Here is a 14,377-nt window from a genome sequence, read left to right on the forward strand (position 1 = left end):
ACGTCGGGGGAGTTGTTCAGAGTTTCCCTAGGCGAACTCTTCGGCGGCCAAAGTCGTGGGGGATTTGGTCAAATTGCGGCGAGTCTTCTCGCAGCTCATCTGGTCGAAGGACCGCACGATCCGGCCGATGGCCAAGGGGTAGCGGCCTTCCCGCGGCGCACGCGCCCCGCCCAGCAGTTCCACCATCCGGTCCCCGAGCCGTGCGTTCTCCCGCCGCAGGTAGAGCAGGTCGAACTCGAGCTTGGCCAGGCCGTGGGCCTCGTGCTCCCTAGGGTCGACCGGGTCGAAGGACACCGGGTCGTAGCACCAGATCTTTCCGTAGTCGTGGAGCAGGGCGAAGACGATCCCCAGCTCACGGTCCTCGTCCGGCAGGCCAGAGGACGTGGCCAGCATGGTGGCGACCTCCAGCGAGTGTTCCGCCAGGCCGCCCGGGTACGCATGGTGGTCGCGACGGGACGCCGGGCTGGTCCAATACCCATGCAGTGCTTCCTGATTGAGCAGGGTCCGGGTCATGAACCGCCGCAGGGGCTTGTTGCGCAGCCCGTCGATGAGCGCCGAAACCTGCCGCACCACGCCATCAATCGGACAAAGGTTCTCGGGCAACAAATTAGCGAGCAGCTGGTCCGGGTTCTCACGCAAGCCGAGCAAGAGCAAGTCGTTGTAAGCCGACCCGATGTCCATGGTGCTCACCCAGCCCCAGTAGAGGACGTTCGGGATCGGATCCAAGGACAGCCAAGTCCAGGCGTCGACGCAACCATGCTGGTGATAGAGGCGGCAGCGGACGCCGTGGTTCGGGTCGTATCCGGGCAGCATTTCGACGATGGCCGGGAAGCGATAGGTCTCCGGCGCGATGTACTTGGGATCATTCATGAGATTCCTCCTTGAAACTCAGGACGCCTTCTTGGCGAGGGCGAGCAGCGTGGACAGCTGCCCGGGGGTCAGGGACTGCAGCGCGCAAAGGATGTCGGCGCCAGGCGTGCCTGGCGTGCTGGTAGCCTCCGCCGCGGCGGCGCCGAAATGTCCGTTCACGAGGCCAGCGAAAGCCCGGCCGTCGCTGCGGGTCAGGTTCGGGATGAAGCGGGAATAGACGCGGAACAGCATCTCGGTCGTGGAATGGCCAAGGATCGAGGCAACCCATTCCGGGTTCTCGCCGGCGGCCAGCATCAGCGTCGCCGCGGTATGCCGCATCTGATAGGGCGGCCGCTTCCTGAGGCCAAGGTGGCGCAACAGCGGATACCAGACCCTGTTCGCGAAATTCACCGCATCGATCGGGTTGCCATGGGGGCTGTGGAAGACCCACGGACAGGCGGTGATCGCCCCCTTGCGCTGCTGCTCCAGCGCGGCGCGCACCTGCGGCACCATGGGGACCTCGCGCCGCGAGCCCTCGTTCTTGGTGCCGCCATCGCCGTTCCGGGAATGCGTCCGTTCAACCCGAATGATCCCAGCGGCGAAGTCGATGTCCTGCCACTGGAGCCCATCCACCTCGCCGGTGCGCAGCCCGGTAAGCAGGCGAACCGTGAGATACGGCCGGTAGTCCTCCCGGACCCGCCCGATCAGCAGCTCGACCTCGGCCATGGAGAAGGGCATGACGTCCGACCGCTTCTGCTTCAACGTCTTGAGCGACCGGGCGGGGCTGGTGAGGCCGTGGCGGTCGCAGCCCTCGTTGAGGATGGCCTTGACCAGGGACATCAGCTTGTTGATCCGCTTGGCGGAAATGGCTTGCCCACCCCGGCCGGGCCGCTTGGCGAGCTCGGCCTGGAAGCCGAGCAGGTCGCCCCGGTCGATCGAGGCCAACGGCTTCGGGCCGAGCACCGGCAGGATGATGCGGTCCAGCGTGTCGCGGATCGCGCGACCGTAGTGGGCGCGCCAACGCGGGGTGGACTCGGCAACCCAGAGCTCGGTGAACTCCGAGAAGGTGGGCGTGACGTGGTCGTTGGCGGCGTCCTCACCGATGCCCGCCTTGGCCCGAGGGCTATCCGGGAACAGGGCGGCGTAATCGAACGTCCCCTTCAGCAACTCCCGGTCGATCCGCTTGGCCAGCGCCTCCACCGTCCGGCGATTGCCGGGGGTGTCGGGCAGGGCGGTCTGCTCGCGGCAGCGGACCCCCCGGTACTGGAAGTCCAGATACAAGGTCCGGGTCTCAGGGCGGACACGGACCTTAGCCATGGGCCACCCCGCCGTTGGCCATCGGGATCACCGGGCCGCGCCCCATCGAGAAGCTGGCGATGTCCTTCTCGATCGCCTCCCAGATGAAGAGCAGCTTCCGGCCACCGAAGGGGCGGATGTAGTGGACTCCCTCCAGCAGGACGCTGTCCTTGAGGCGGTCCCGGATGGTCCGGATGTCATAGTGGATCCGGGTAGCCAACTGGTCTGTGGTCAGGTACGTTTGCATCGCGCGTCTCCGTTGATTGAGCTCGACATGCGTCGCGTATCGGCGACACATGTTGCGCATAATACACAACATATGTCGAGCTTCAACGACAAGCGTCGCCATTAAGCGACATTATTAAGGATTCATTCACTAATGATCCGCTTCCGGCTAGCTGAGCTGATTGCCGACAAGGCGTTCAAGGAGCGTCGATCGATTTCTATGACCGAAGTGGCCGAGGGGAGCGGGGTCCACCGGGCAACGTTGTCAAAGATGGCCAATCAGCCGGGAACAAACGTTGGGACGGAGATTGTCGACAAACTGTGCCGCTACTTTCAGTGCCAGCCAGGTGATCTCTTAACCTACGTCGAAGAATAGACAAACGAACTTGCAGCAACGGCTAGTTCACAAACTGCCGAAGGTGAAAGAGAAGATTTCGTGGGCCACCCAACGGGAAGCCCCCACGTGAGAACATTCAAAAATGGCAATCGCGCGACCAACCCCGAAGATCGACCCCGCACTCGAGATAAAGGTCGATGAACTTCGATCAGTCATTCGAGATGAATATCTTCAACCACACAATCATCCTTGGATCATTGGATTCTCGGGCGGTAAAGACAGCACTCTCGTAACACATCTCGTTTTCGAGATGCTCGTATCATTGTCGCCGCACGAGCGACGCCGAGAAGTTCACCTGGTTTCCAACGACACTCTTGTTGAAAGTCCGCTCGTCATTTCGCATATAGACAATGTGCAGCGAGATATCTCGCATGCGGCAAATGCCTGGCGCTTGCCTATAAAGGTCGTAACGACGCGCCCCGATCCAGAGGCGACCTTCTGGGTGAATCTGATTGGGCGGGGGTACCCGCCACCGAACCGGTCATTTAGATGGTGCACGGATCGAATGAAGATCCAACCGACCAGTCGATACATTCTCAGCCAGGCCGCTTCCTCAGGGGAGGTTATTTTGCTGCTGGGCGTCCGCCGATCAGAGAGTTCGACGCGTGCTGCTACCGTCGCGAAATATGACAATGGGCGACGTCTACACAAGCACAACGATCTCCAGGGTTGTCTCGTCTTCAGGCCAATAGTTGAGCTCAGCACGGACGAAGTTTGGGAGTATCTTGCGTTTCACCAGCCGCCCTGGGGTGGTACACATGGTGCGCTTTTCAAGCTGTATCTAGATGCTGGCGCCGCGGAGTGCCCAGCCGTCATGTCGCAAGACGACACGCCTTCGTGTGGAACTTCCTCGTCACGTTTCGGATGTTGGACGTGCACGGTAGTTGAAAAAGATAAAAGCCTTAGTGGTTTTGTTGAAGCGGGTTTCGCAGAGTTCCAGCCCTTGGTTGAGTTCCGTGACTGGCTTGCGTCCATACGCGATGTGCCCGAGCGGCGCATGGCCCGACGAAGGAACGGGAAGCTGACGGTGACCTCAGAAGGCGTGTTCATTCCAGGCCCGTTCACGCTGGACACCCGACGAGAGATTCTGGAGCGCGTTCTCGAACTTCAAAACATCCTGCCGCTTCCGGTAATTAACCAAGAAGAGATTGCGAGAATTCGAGAAGTATGGGCAGAGGATGCGAGCCAGGCCGCGGCGTGGTCTGCCGCAGCTGCCGAGTAGTGGATCAGGAATGAAGATGGGAGAGGGGATATGCCGAGAGATGTCGTAACGCTGTTCGCCCAAGACGAAGGGCGGAAGCTCATACAAAAGCACTGCCGAAAAATCGGCTTGCCCGTGGCTGATCTTCGTCGACTGGTAGAGGAGTTGGTTGACAAGAGCACAATGCAGCGCAGGCATGGTCTTTGGCAGGCGTTTGATGAAGTCCTCGCGGATTCTTCGGCGCAGGAGGACTAATGCATCTTCTCTCTGTCACGCTTCGAGACTGGAAGGCATACGAGTCGGCCAAGTTTGAATTTCCCGCACCCTCCCGGAACAAGAATGTCATCTTGATTGGTGGCCGAAACGGGTTCGGGAAAACGACATTGTTTGAAGCCTTGGCCCTGGGGTTGTTTGGGCGAGATGGCCTGCGGCTCGTACTTCGAGCAAGTGCCGCCGCCGATGAGCCGGGGCGAGCACAATCGTTTAGGGACTTTATTGAGCGCGCGCTGTATGGCGACGCAATAAAGCAAGGAAGAAGTTCATGCAGAATCGAACTTCAGTTTGAGGATGAAGCGGGTGAGCCGATTTGGATTGAGCGGACTTGGTACTTCAGCGACTCCGGCAAGCTAAAGAGTGGAGATGCCGGAGAGCAACTCCGCATTTTTCAGGGTGTCGCACGGCGCGTGGTTGGCCCGAGCAGGAGTGAGCAAGACCCAGAGGGTTGGTACCGGGATTGGATTTCGCGAACTTTCCTGCCGACATCTCTCGCCGGATTCTTTCTGTTTGACGGAGAGTCCGCCGCCGTTTACGCAGAGCGTGACATGGGGGCGCAGGTTCGGGAGGGTATTGAAGGGCTGCTAGGCTTGAACTGGCTGCGCCAGCTTGCCAAAGACCTTCGAAGCTACGCTGCGAATAAGCGGACTCAGGTGCCGAAAGGAGTCTCGTCCGAGGCGATTGCGCAGCTTGATGCTTCGATCTCATCAATGGAGGCGGAGCTTTTGTCGGCAGAGCAGAAGCTGACTAATCTTGATATTGAGCTTCGGGACAGTGAGGCAAAGCGTGATGCTTTAACTCGCGAGCTATCCGGCTACGGGACCGGAACACGCGCACAGCTTGAAGAGTTGGTTAAAGAGCAAGCAGAGCATCAGAAACAGTACGAGCTGGCTCAGACCAAGCTCCATTCAATCGCCGAAATGGATCTTCCCATTGCCTTGGCTGGCGACTCGCTCAGAGATCGGGTGACTAACCGGCTGCAACAGGAACGGCAGCGCGAGAACTGGGAAGCAGCAACATCTCAGCGAGCCGAAAGAACCTCGCAAGTCATCGAGATATTTGACCAGCAGCTGGATGACGTCACGCCCTCGCTTACGCCAAGCCAGGAGGAATCAGTCCGTCAAGCCGTGCAGCGCGCATTGGAGCGCTTGTGGTTCCCGCCTCCCGATGGTGTGGCAGAGTCATATAAGCATCCACACGCCAGGGGCCCGTTGCTCCAGCGAGTCCTGGATCGTCTGCGCGACGCAAAGCTCGTGTCCTCCAGAACAATCGCAGAACTACTCGAGGCGATGGGTAGGAATGCAGCAAAGTTGCGTGAGGTGCAGGCGGCCATCAGGGCCACTGAGGTCACTGCACCGCAGCTCGAAGAGAAGAGGGTTGAAATCGCGGATTTGAACAAGCGGATTAGCTCACATCACGAGAGTCGGGGCGAACTTACAAACTTGGTGCGCTCCCGGTCCGACGAGATTGAGCAGAAGAACAAAGAGCGAGGCCGGCTAACCGGGAAGCTCGACCTGTCTCAGCGCCCTGCTCAACTAGCAAGCAGGGCCGAAGATGTCGCCGAGATGATTGGTGAGCTCGTGCAAGAAGCATGGCCTTTACAAGCCCAGGCTATCGCCCAAGAGATGACGCGCGGCATCAAGTCGATGGCACATCGAAACGATTACTTGAATAGGGTAGAGATCGATGATGAGGGCTCAGTCGAGCTGCTCTCGCCAGATGGAGTGGATCTTAGACAGTATGATCTTTCTGCCGGCGAGAAGCAGATCTTCACTCAGGCACTATTCTCGGCGATCGCAGCGGTATCAGGGCGCGTTTTTCCGCTCGTTATCGATACGCCATTGGGTCGGCTGGATGACAACCATCGACTGAACGTACTCAAGCATCTTGCGAGCAGGAAAGGCCAAGTGTTCCTGATATCCACGGACACCGAGGTCGTCGGTCCTTACCTGGGTGCCATTAAGGCACGCGTTGCGAAGGCATATCTTATTAAGAACCAAACCGATGGAAGTATCGGGCGCAGTTGGCCAGAAGAAGGCTATTTCGCAGGGCAGGAGATTTGAGAGATGAACTCGTCTGATCAGCAGCTAGCAAACGAATACCTGACGCTGGATACAATCGCTGGCGCAGGTTTTCGCTCCACAGCGGACACTGATGAGCTGTCTCAGTATGTGAAGGATGCGCTAGGTTTTGGTGCGTTCAACATCCCTGCGAGACTTGCGATTGCACGGTCGTTGTCAATTAGTGAAGCGCCTCCAAAGCCTCAGTCTGAGCCGGGCAGGTCAATCAAGGGTGAGACTCTGTTTGGTACCGGGCCTGATCTTGCCGCTTGGGTGTCCTTGATTATCGAGCACCACGGAAGCGCGCCAGCCAATCTCAAGGAGCTGCAAGCTTTAGTGACGGCTCATTGGGCTCGAGGCATGAAGCGAGTTGCCGAGGATGTGAGAACCGCTGACGCGGACTCAACTGAGTTCTGGCGCCGACTTGCCGAATCTGGCCTGCCGGCCGGAACGGACCGAAAATCGACAAGCGAGCCGGGTGGTGGTGACCAGTCTGGCCTCGCCGAAGGTCCGATTGTTCTTCGACTTGGAGAGGTTGGAAGAGACGTTGCAACCCAAGAGGAAGTCCGCTGGGCGATTAACGCACCTGGCGGCAGCCCTCACTCTGCCTTTATGGGTGGTGTTGGTAGCGGAAAGACCCGCACGGCTGCTTTTGTGCTGCGGGCGCTCGCGGGCTATGGGCCGGTCCCGTTACTCGCTTTCGATTTCAAGGGTGACATGAGTGATCAGTACAACGCTCTTGATCGAGCGTTCGGCGCCACAGTGATTTCTCCGCCCAATAAACCAATTCCATTGGACGTCTTTGCGTTGGCTGACCGCAGTCGAAACTCTGTGGTCAGCACCGCGCAGCGGTTGAGGGATAGCTTGAGCAATCTCAAGCAAACGAAGTTCGGTGACATGCAGAAGCGACGATTGAACGACGCGCTTGAAGCGTCTCTGCTCGCTCATTCGCCATGCACACTGGATCATATTAAGGACGCCCTGATCGATGCATACGCGGAGCAGGGCGTCAAAGAGGATGGTGCGGTTGCCAGCTTGGTGGATCTCTGCAGACTTCCGCTTTTTGAGCCGAGAATGTCTCCTGCAGAATTCTTCTCTAAGTCTTGGATAATATCGCTGCCTGCGAGTGTTCCTGAACTCGTTCGCGTTGCTGTTGTTTCTTTGCTTACAGATGCACTCGAGAGGTACGTCAATTCGTTAGTTGATGCGCCTACTGATGACGAAGGGAATCGTTCACTGAGATCCATTTGCGTTATTGACGAAGCTCATAAGATTCTTGGCTCTCGACTGCCTGGGCTTGCGAATTTGATTCGACTTGGCAGGTCTAAAGGCGCAGCAGTGATGCTGATCTCCCAGAAGCCAGATGACTTTGAGGGTGAAGACGATGACTTCTTGTCTGAGATGGGTCTAATCGTATGTTTCAGCACTAACGCACGAGATAACGCCGTAAAGCGCATTCTGGGTCAGGGTGCTTCATTGACTACGCTCAAGAAGGGCGAGGCGTTGCTTAAGCAGAGGGGAGACGTCAAGCCGAAGAAGGTTCTAGCATGGGAGTGACTTTTCTCTCTCTGCAGGATGCCAGCGAGCTTGTGTGCAAACCTGCTTGTTTTGACGAGAAGTAATCACCTCGAGGGGCCTGCGAGGCGTGCTAATGGCGCAAGACGAGGATGTCTTTAGCGAGGCCTGGTGGGGAATCTGGTGTCCCGATTCTCACTCAAGAAGCTCCTTGAATAGTTCGGACCAATTCACCTACAGATCAACGGCGTGCAAGTCGAATCTTTTGAGTATTCGCTTGTCGTATATCCCCGCCATTGGGACCACATATGCGGCAGTTCGGCCGCAACAGAAAAATGGGGATTTCATGAAACTTTCAGTTCTGATTTGTTCGTCCATTATTCTGCTGTGCATGAGTTCACCAGCTCTAGCGGAAAAGCAGTGGCTCGTTACGGATGCTAGTCGATCCGACGCTGTTGTGAAGCTGTCGTATGAACGGAATGAGTTCCAGCGAGCTCGCCCTCCGCAAGAGCAAGCCGATCATCTCGCGACGCAGATTTGCACAGGGTGGGGCTATACCGCCGCCGTCCAGTTCGGTTCTGAAGAGACAACTTGCCTATCAAGGCGCGGCTTTGGTAATTGCGGGCGAAGGAGAATCACTTTGCCTTACCAGTGCACGGGATCGCCCAGCAACTAGAGCCTAAAGAGGTATCCAAGTAGTTGCCTTCATTGCGGTTCTGCACGGATACCGTCGGCTTTACCGGCATGTATCCTTCTGGAAGGTTTAGCGCCCGGGCAGTTCGCCGGCGGTATTAGGCATGCGGAACTGTTGCACGTTCTATTTCGATTCAACGCAGATACTAAATGCGCAGGGTTTCCATTGCCACTAGCGACACGTGCCAGCTCATCGTGGTTTCCGGTTCGAAACTGACCTGCGTCTCGGACGAGTCCTAGCGCGCGAACTTCCCGGTTGGGGCCATGTGCCACATGAAGGACTGAACGTCGATCATGTCCCTGGGCCGTAGGCTCACGTGGCCAGAATCCTGCAGGTGAGATCGGATCCAGTTTGCAAAGGCGATGACCTGACGATACAGCTCGGCTGTGGGCTCCGAGTCGTACTGAAGTGGGTAGCCGGCAATCTCCACTGCTTTCTTCAGCCCCTCTGGCTTCACGAAGAGGCAGCTCTCGGGGTCGTGCAGGAACAAGAAGTAGGTCACGTATGTCCATTTACGAATTCCCAGCTGGTGCAGGAACTCTGAGAACTCCTCGAGTCTCGCCGCGACGTCACCCGGACCATGGAGCAAGACCCCTAGCTGGGCCACGAAGGGTCTAGAGTATCGCGGGTCCTGAATGGCGTCGAAGAGCTTGGGCTTTTCGAAGCTTCCTTGGATCAGATTCGTCTGGTTGACGATGCGCTTGATGGCTTGGACGAGGGGGCCCTCGTCACCCTCCAGGGCTGCCTGGAACGCATCCTGACTCAGTGCCGCCTGGCAAGCCTCGCTAGCCGCGACCTTGTCATCCCGTTCCTGAGCCCTATAGGCAGGATCCTCGAACCCGAGGGGGAATGCCTCGAGGAACGAGGCGATGTTTCCCGGCAGGGAACGGCGCGCTCGCTCGGCATCAATCAGGCGGAGCACACGTTCAGCTTCAGCGGCTTTCTCGGGCGTCGGTTGGGAGGCCAAGATGCCCGCCGCATTGCGGGCTCTCTGCTGCAGTTGGTAGTTACTGTCCGCCGCGAGGCGCGTTTCCCAATCCATGCCCGCTCATCCCTAGTCTCAGGGGCCGAGCATACGTCGCCTCACGGGTGAAGGTCGACCTGAGCGGCCCGGCCGGACGAATGCTCACAGCGAGCTCCCCGCGGGGCGCCTAGGGTTTTACTCAACGCCGATGGGCACATGCCCCAGGACTTGGCACAGCAGGGGCACAGATTTGTCACAAGGGGATTGGCGCGCCCGACAGGATTCGAACCTGTGACCCCTGCCTTCGGAGGGCAGTACTCTATCCAGCTGAGCTACGGGCGCGTATCTAAAGGGTTTTTCGGTCTTCCCGGCCCCGAACCTGAGTTCAGGCCCGTGTGCCACTTTACCGCGCGCCCGGAGGGGGTGAGTAGAGCCTTCGGAGGGCAATACTCTATCCAGCTGAGCTACGGGCGCGTTGGCCGCGGATTATGGCACCGATGGCGGCGCCGGTCTAAGGGGCGCCCGGGGCGAGTGTGGCGCGGTTCACGGCCTTGCGACGGCCGGGTTCCTTCAGGAGCGCAGGGGCGCTAGTGTCTGGGTCATTCGTGTCACCGGCCCGCCACGCGTGGATTCAGCGTTCCTCAACAGCCTGCTGCTGCACCCGTCGCGTCGCGCCCTGCTGGTGCTCGATGCCGCGGGCAAGTTCGTCACGGGCAACGACCGGGCCCGCGACCTGCTGACGCCGGCGCTGGAGGCGGCACTGCGGCCGGTGATGGTGGACGCCATTGCCCAGATCGCCCGTTATCCGGGCCGCCAGGTGCACCACGAGCATCGTGCCGGCGACCTGGCCCTCGACTGCGCGATGCGGGCTGCGCTGGACGAGGACGGGCGCATCCTTGGCTACACGGTCAGCCTGTTCAACCCGAGCGAGGAGCCCGAGCTGGCCGAATCCCCCAGCCGCGCCCGCTGGCGCTTCGCGCTGGAGAATGCCCAGGACGGGCTTTGGGACTGGAGCGGCGACACCGGTCGCGTGTACCGCTCGGCGCGCTGCCTGAGCATGCTCGGCTACCCACCCGATTATCTCCCCGACAATCTCGACAGCTGGCGCGACCTGGTGCACCCGGACGACCGGCCGCGGGTGGCCGATGCGCTCAGCCTGCACCTCGACGGCCAGCGCGAGGGTTACCAGTCGGTCTACCGCGCCCGCGACGCCAGCGGCGGCTGGCGCTGGATCCTCGACCGCGGCCGCGTGATCGAGTGGACCCTGGACCGCAAGCCGCGGCGCGTGATCGGCACCCATACCGACATCACCGAATACAAGCTGATCGAGCAGCAGCTGCGCGAGCGCGAAGTGCTGATGAACCAGGCCCAGCACGTGGCGCGCCTGGGCAGCTGGAGCTGGGACCCGGACACCGACGCCATCTGGTGGTCGGACGAACTCTTCGTGATCGCCGGCCTGCCGGCCGACCAGGCGCCGCCGCCATTCCGCGGCCAGCGCCACCTGTACGAGCCGGAATCCTACGAGCGCCTGAAGGAGGCCTCGCGCCGCACCCTGGCCACCGGCGAGCCCTACGAAATGGAGCTGGTGATGCTGCGGCCCGACGGCGAGCGCCGCTTCACCAAGGCCCGCGGCGAAGGCATGCGCACGGCCGATGGCCGGGTGCAGCGCCTGGTCGGCGTGATCCACGACATCACCGAGCAGGTGGTCGCCGAGCGCAATTCGCGCTGGCGCAACGACCTGCTCAACCGCATCGCGGCGATGGGCCGCATCGGCGGCTTCGAGATCATGGCCGACGGCCAGCTGCAGTGGACCGACGAGAACTACCGCATCCACGGCATCGAGCCGGGCACGCCGGTGAGCGTGGCGACCACGCTGTCGAACTACGACGAGCTGTCGCAGCAGCGCATGCGCGAGGCGATGGGCCGGATGTTCGCGGGGAGCTCGGAGGAGGAGACGCTGGAAGTCACCTACTTCACCCCGGACGAGCGCCGCATCTGGCTGCGCATCACCGGGCGGATGGAAAAGGTGGACGGCCAGCCGCACCACATCACCGGCCTCACCCAGGACATCACCGAGGAGCACGAGGCCAACGAGCAGATCGAGCAGCTGGCGCACTACGACACGCTGACCGGGCTGCCCAACCGCTTCCTGTTCCGCCGCCGCGCGCTCGATGCCATCGCCTCGGTGCGCAACGGCGAGCCGCCGCTGGCGCTGCTGTTCCTCGACCTCGACCGCTTCAAGAACGTCAACGACACCCTGGGCCACGAGGCCGGCGACCGCCTGCTGCAGGAAGTGGCCGGGCGCCTGCGCCAGTGCGTGCGCGGCAGCGACCTGGTCGGGCGCCTCGGCGGCGACGAGTTCCTGGTGCTGCTGCGCGAGGTCGGGCGGCCCGAGGACGCGGCCTACGTGGCGCGCAAGATCATCGCCGCGCTCAGCCAGCCGGTGCTGCTGGGCGAGCACGAGGCGCACGTGGGCTGCAGCATCGGCATCGCCCTGCTCAACGAGGGCAGCCCGGACCTGGAGGCGCTGCTGCGCTCGGCCGACACCGCGATGTACGCGGCCAAGGACGCCGGCCGCAACACCTTCCAGTTCTACAACGACAGCTTCTACGAGAAGGTGCAGCGCCGGGTCACGCTGGAGCAGGAGCTGCGCCAGGCGCTGGCGCGGCACGAGCTGTCGCTGGTCTACCAGCCCACGCTGTCGCTGCGCGACGGCCGGGTGGCGGGCATCGAGGCGCTGCTGCGCTGGCGCACCACCGCCGGGGATTCGCGCTCACCGGCGGAGTTCATCCCGATCGCCGAGGAGTGCGGCGAGATCCTGGCCATCGGCCGCTGGGTGCTGGGCGAGGCCTGCCGGCAGGCGCGCGAGTGGCACGAGCAGGGCCTGGTGTTCGACCGCATCGCGGTCAACGTGTCGGCCGTGCAGCTGCGCGACTCGCAGTTCGCCACCGACGTGCTCGAGATCTGCGCCCGCAACCGCTGGCCCACCGACCGGCTGGAGCTGGAGCTGACCGAATCGGCGCTGATGCGCGACACCGACGTGCTGCGGCGTGCCTTCGACCTGTTCTCGGCCAACGGCATCTGCCTGGCGGTGGACGACTTCGGCACCGGCTTCTCGAACCTGGCCTACCTGCACCGCTTCCCGGTGCGGCACCTGAAGATCGACCGCAGCTTCGTGCAGCAGATGGGCGAGGGCGCGCGCCTGCGCGGCCTGACCCAGGCGGTGGTGAGCCTGGGCCATGCGCTGGGCATGGAGGTGGTGGCGGAGGGCGTGGAGACCGAGGCGATCCTGGCGATGCTGCGCGAGCAGGGCTGCGACCAGGCCCAGGGCTATCTGTTCACGCGGCCGCTGGAGCCGGCGGCGCTGGGCACGTGGCTGCGTGCCCAGGCCGGCTGACGGATCTCAGCGCGCGGGCGGCGAATACATCGCCGCGTTGATGCACGACAGGATGCTGACCACGAACCAGCCGAACGGCAGCAGGCTCAGCGTGATCAGCCAGGTGATGGCGAAGGCCGCGCAGGCGAACAGGAACCAGAGCACGGCCGACACGAAGCGTCCCTGGACCAGCTGGCCCAGGCCCGGCACGAAGAAGCTGCAGATGGCGGCGATGACGTTGCCGGTGGAACCCTGGCCTGCACTCATGGTCGTCGTTCCCTTGGTGGTGGATGGCACTTCGTAAATTGGGGACGCGCTGGCACCGGGTCAAGGCCCGCGGCCGCGGGGGTGTCGTCGGTCATGGGTGCGGCCGGGCGCTCTGCTAGGCTTTGCGGATGTCCTACGAACGCCACGCACCGCCCCTTCCCGACCGCGCGCCCAAGACCTGGCGCCAACGCTGGCCGCTTTACTGGCAGCTGGTGCGCGGCGATCGGCCGGTCGGCATCCTGCTGCTGCTGTGGCCGACCTGGTGGGCGCTGTGGCTGGCCGCGGACGGCGTGCCGCCGCTGGGCACCCTGCTGATCTTCACCGCCGGCGTGTGGCTGACGCGCTCGGCCGGCTGCGTGATCAACGACTACAACGACCGCTGGCTCGACCCGCACGTCGAGCGCACCAAGGCGCGGCCGCTGGCCACCGGGGCAGTGTCGCCGCGCGAGGCGCTGGGGCTGTTCGCGGTGATGATGCTGGTCGCGTTCGGGCTGGTGCTGCTGACGAACCGGCTGACGGTGGCGCTGAGCGTGGCCGCGGCGCTGCTGGCCGCGACCTATCCGCTGCTCAAGCGCTACACCTACCTGCCGCAGGTTTATTTGGGCGTCGCCTTTGGCTGGGGCATCCCGATGGCGTTCGCGGCGGTGCAGGGCAGCGTGCCGCCGATCGCCTGGCTGTTGTTCCTGGGCAACCTGCTGTGGACCACCGGCTACGACACCTGGTACGCGATGGTGGACCGCGAGGACGACCTGCGGGTCGGCTCGAAGTCCACCGCCATCCTGTTCGGCGACGCCGACCTGATCGCGCAGGGCGTGATCTACGCGGGCTTTTTCTGCGCGATGTGGCTGGTGGGCGCGCGCGCCGGGTTCGGCATCCACTACCAGGCGGCGCTGGGCGTGGCACTGGCGGTGGTGGCGGTGCAGTTCTGGATGGCGCGCCGGCGCGACCGGGCGGGCTGCTTCCGCGCCTTCCTCGCCAACCAGTGGGTGGGCCTGGTGGTGTTCGTGGGCATTGCCGGGCACTACGCGCTGGGCTGATCGCCGCGGCCCGGGGGTGGCGCGCGCGCCAGCACCCAGGCCTCCACGCGCACCACGCCGGCGCGGCGCAGGGCGCGGGCGCATTCGGCCAGCGTGGCGCCGGTGGTCATGACGTCGTCGAGCAGCGCCACGTGGGCCGGCAGCGGCCCCGCGCGCGCCGCGAACGCCCGGTGCACGTTGCCCCGCCGTGCGGCGGCGCCCAGCGTGGTCTGGGCTTCCGTGG

Annotated in this window: 13 protein-coding genes and 1 tRNA gene; 7 read left to right on the plus strand and 7 right to left on the minus strand. The window is 62.3% G+C overall.

Features of this window, described 5'->3' with window-relative positions:
- Positions 1-27: 27 nt before the first annotated feature.
- From N787_RS10945 to N787_RS10955, 3 genes are read right to left on the minus strand one after another with little or no spacing between them, the layout of a single operon-like run.
- Positions 28-870, minus strand: a complete 843-nt coding sequence (locus tag N787_RS10945) for a TraI domain-containing protein (RefSeq protein ID WP_034213934.1) — start codon at positions 868-870, stop codon at positions 28-30.
- Positions 871-888: 18 nt separating this feature from the next.
- Positions 889-2,130, minus strand: a complete 1,242-nt coding sequence (locus tag N787_RS10950) for an Arm DNA-binding domain-containing protein (protein WP_169742304.1) — start codon at positions 2,128-2,130, stop codon at positions 889-891.
- 28 nt (positions 2,131-2,158) lie between these two features.
- Positions 2,159-2,392: a hypothetical protein gene (locus tag N787_RS10955; RefSeq protein ID WP_034213952.1), complete on the minus strand. Its 234-nt coding sequence runs from the start codon at positions 2,390-2,392 to the stop codon at positions 2,159-2,161.
- Positions 2,393-2,524: 132 nt separating this feature from the next.
- Here N787_RS10955 and N787_RS15535 point away from each other — a divergent pair, with 132 nt between their 5' ends.
- The 5 genes from N787_RS15535 to yecR all read left to right on the plus strand — a co-directional run bounded on the left by N787_RS15535 (position 2,525) and on the right by yecR (position 8,492).
- Positions 2,525-2,746, plus strand: coding sequence for a helix-turn-helix domain-containing protein (locus N787_RS15535; RefSeq protein WP_034213935.1), 222 nt, complete (start codon positions 2,525-2,527; stop codon positions 2,744-2,746).
- 103 nt (positions 2,747-2,849) lie between these two features.
- The gene (gene dndC, locus N787_RS10965) at positions 2,850-3,989 is read left to right on the plus strand and encodes a DNA phosphorothioation system sulfurtransferase DndC (RefSeq protein ID WP_052575389.1); all 1,140 of its coding nucleotides are present in this window, start codon (positions 2,850-2,852) and stop codon (positions 3,987-3,989) included.
- A 233-nt stretch (positions 3,990-4,222) separates the two neighbouring features.
- The gene (gene dndD / locus N787_RS10970; RefSeq protein ID WP_034213938.1) at positions 4,223-6,304 is read left to right on the plus strand and encodes a DNA sulfur modification protein DndD; all 2,082 of its coding nucleotides are present in this window, start codon (positions 4,223-4,225) and stop codon (positions 6,302-6,304) included.
- Between the two features lie 3 nt (positions 6,305-6,307).
- The gene (locus tag N787_RS10975) at positions 6,308-7,858 is read left to right on the plus strand and encodes an ATP-binding protein (RefSeq protein WP_156969001.1); all 1,551 of its coding nucleotides are present in this window, start codon (positions 6,308-6,310) and stop codon (positions 7,856-7,858) included.
- 349 nt (positions 7,859-8,207) lie between these two features.
- Positions 8,208-8,492 (plus strand): YecR family lipoprotein, encoded by a 285-nt coding sequence (gene yecR, locus N787_RS15540; RefSeq protein WP_425387871.1) that lies wholly within the window; start codon positions 8,208-8,210, stop codon positions 8,490-8,492.
- A gap of 253 nt (positions 8,493-8,745) precedes the next feature.
- Here the strand turns inward: yecR and N787_RS10980 are convergent, their stop codons facing one another.
- Both N787_RS10980 and N787_RS10985 read right to left on the minus strand, forming a co-directional pair.
- A complete protein-coding gene (locus tag N787_RS10980) occupies positions 8,746-9,552 on the minus strand; it encodes a hypothetical protein (protein WP_034213939.1) in 807 nt (268 codons plus the stop codon).
- 187 nt (positions 9,553-9,739) lie between these two features.
- Positions 9,740-9,816: transfer RNA gene (locus tag N787_RS10985), tRNA-Arg, on the minus strand.
- 283 nt (positions 9,817-10,099) lie between these two features.
- Between N787_RS10985 and N787_RS10990 the strand changes: the two genes are divergently transcribed.
- On the plus strand, positions 10,100-12,871 hold the full coding sequence (locus tag N787_RS10990) for a sensor domain-containing protein (RefSeq protein ID WP_034213942.1): 2,772 nt from the start codon (positions 10,100-10,102) through the stop codon (positions 12,869-12,871).
- Positions 12,872-12,877: 6 nt separating this feature from the next.
- Here the strand turns inward: N787_RS10990 and N787_RS10995 are convergent, their stop codons facing one another.
- On the minus strand, positions 12,878-13,117 hold the full coding sequence (locus N787_RS10995; RefSeq protein ID WP_034213944.1) for a hypothetical protein: 240 nt from the start codon (positions 13,115-13,117) through the stop codon (positions 12,878-12,880).
- A 128-nt stretch (positions 13,118-13,245) separates the two neighbouring features.
- Between N787_RS10995 and ubiA the strand changes: the two genes are divergently transcribed.
- Positions 13,246-14,154, plus strand: coding sequence for a 4-hydroxybenzoate octaprenyltransferase (ubiA, locus tag N787_RS11000; protein WP_034213946.1), 909 nt, complete (start codon positions 13,246-13,248; stop codon positions 14,152-14,154).
- On the opposite strand, the gene N787_RS15155 is transcribed toward ubiA, so the two are convergent.
- On the minus strand, positions 14,139-14,377 hold a 239-nt coding region (locus N787_RS15155), incomplete at its 5' end, for a ComF family protein (protein WP_034213948.1). The two genes, ubiA and N787_RS15155, sit on opposite strands and share 16 nt — an antisense overlap.

The organism is Arenimonas metalli CF5-1, from assembly GCF_000747155.1.
Classification (GTDB): Bacteria; Pseudomonadota; Gammaproteobacteria; order Xanthomonadales; family Xanthomonadaceae; genus Arenimonas; species Arenimonas metalli.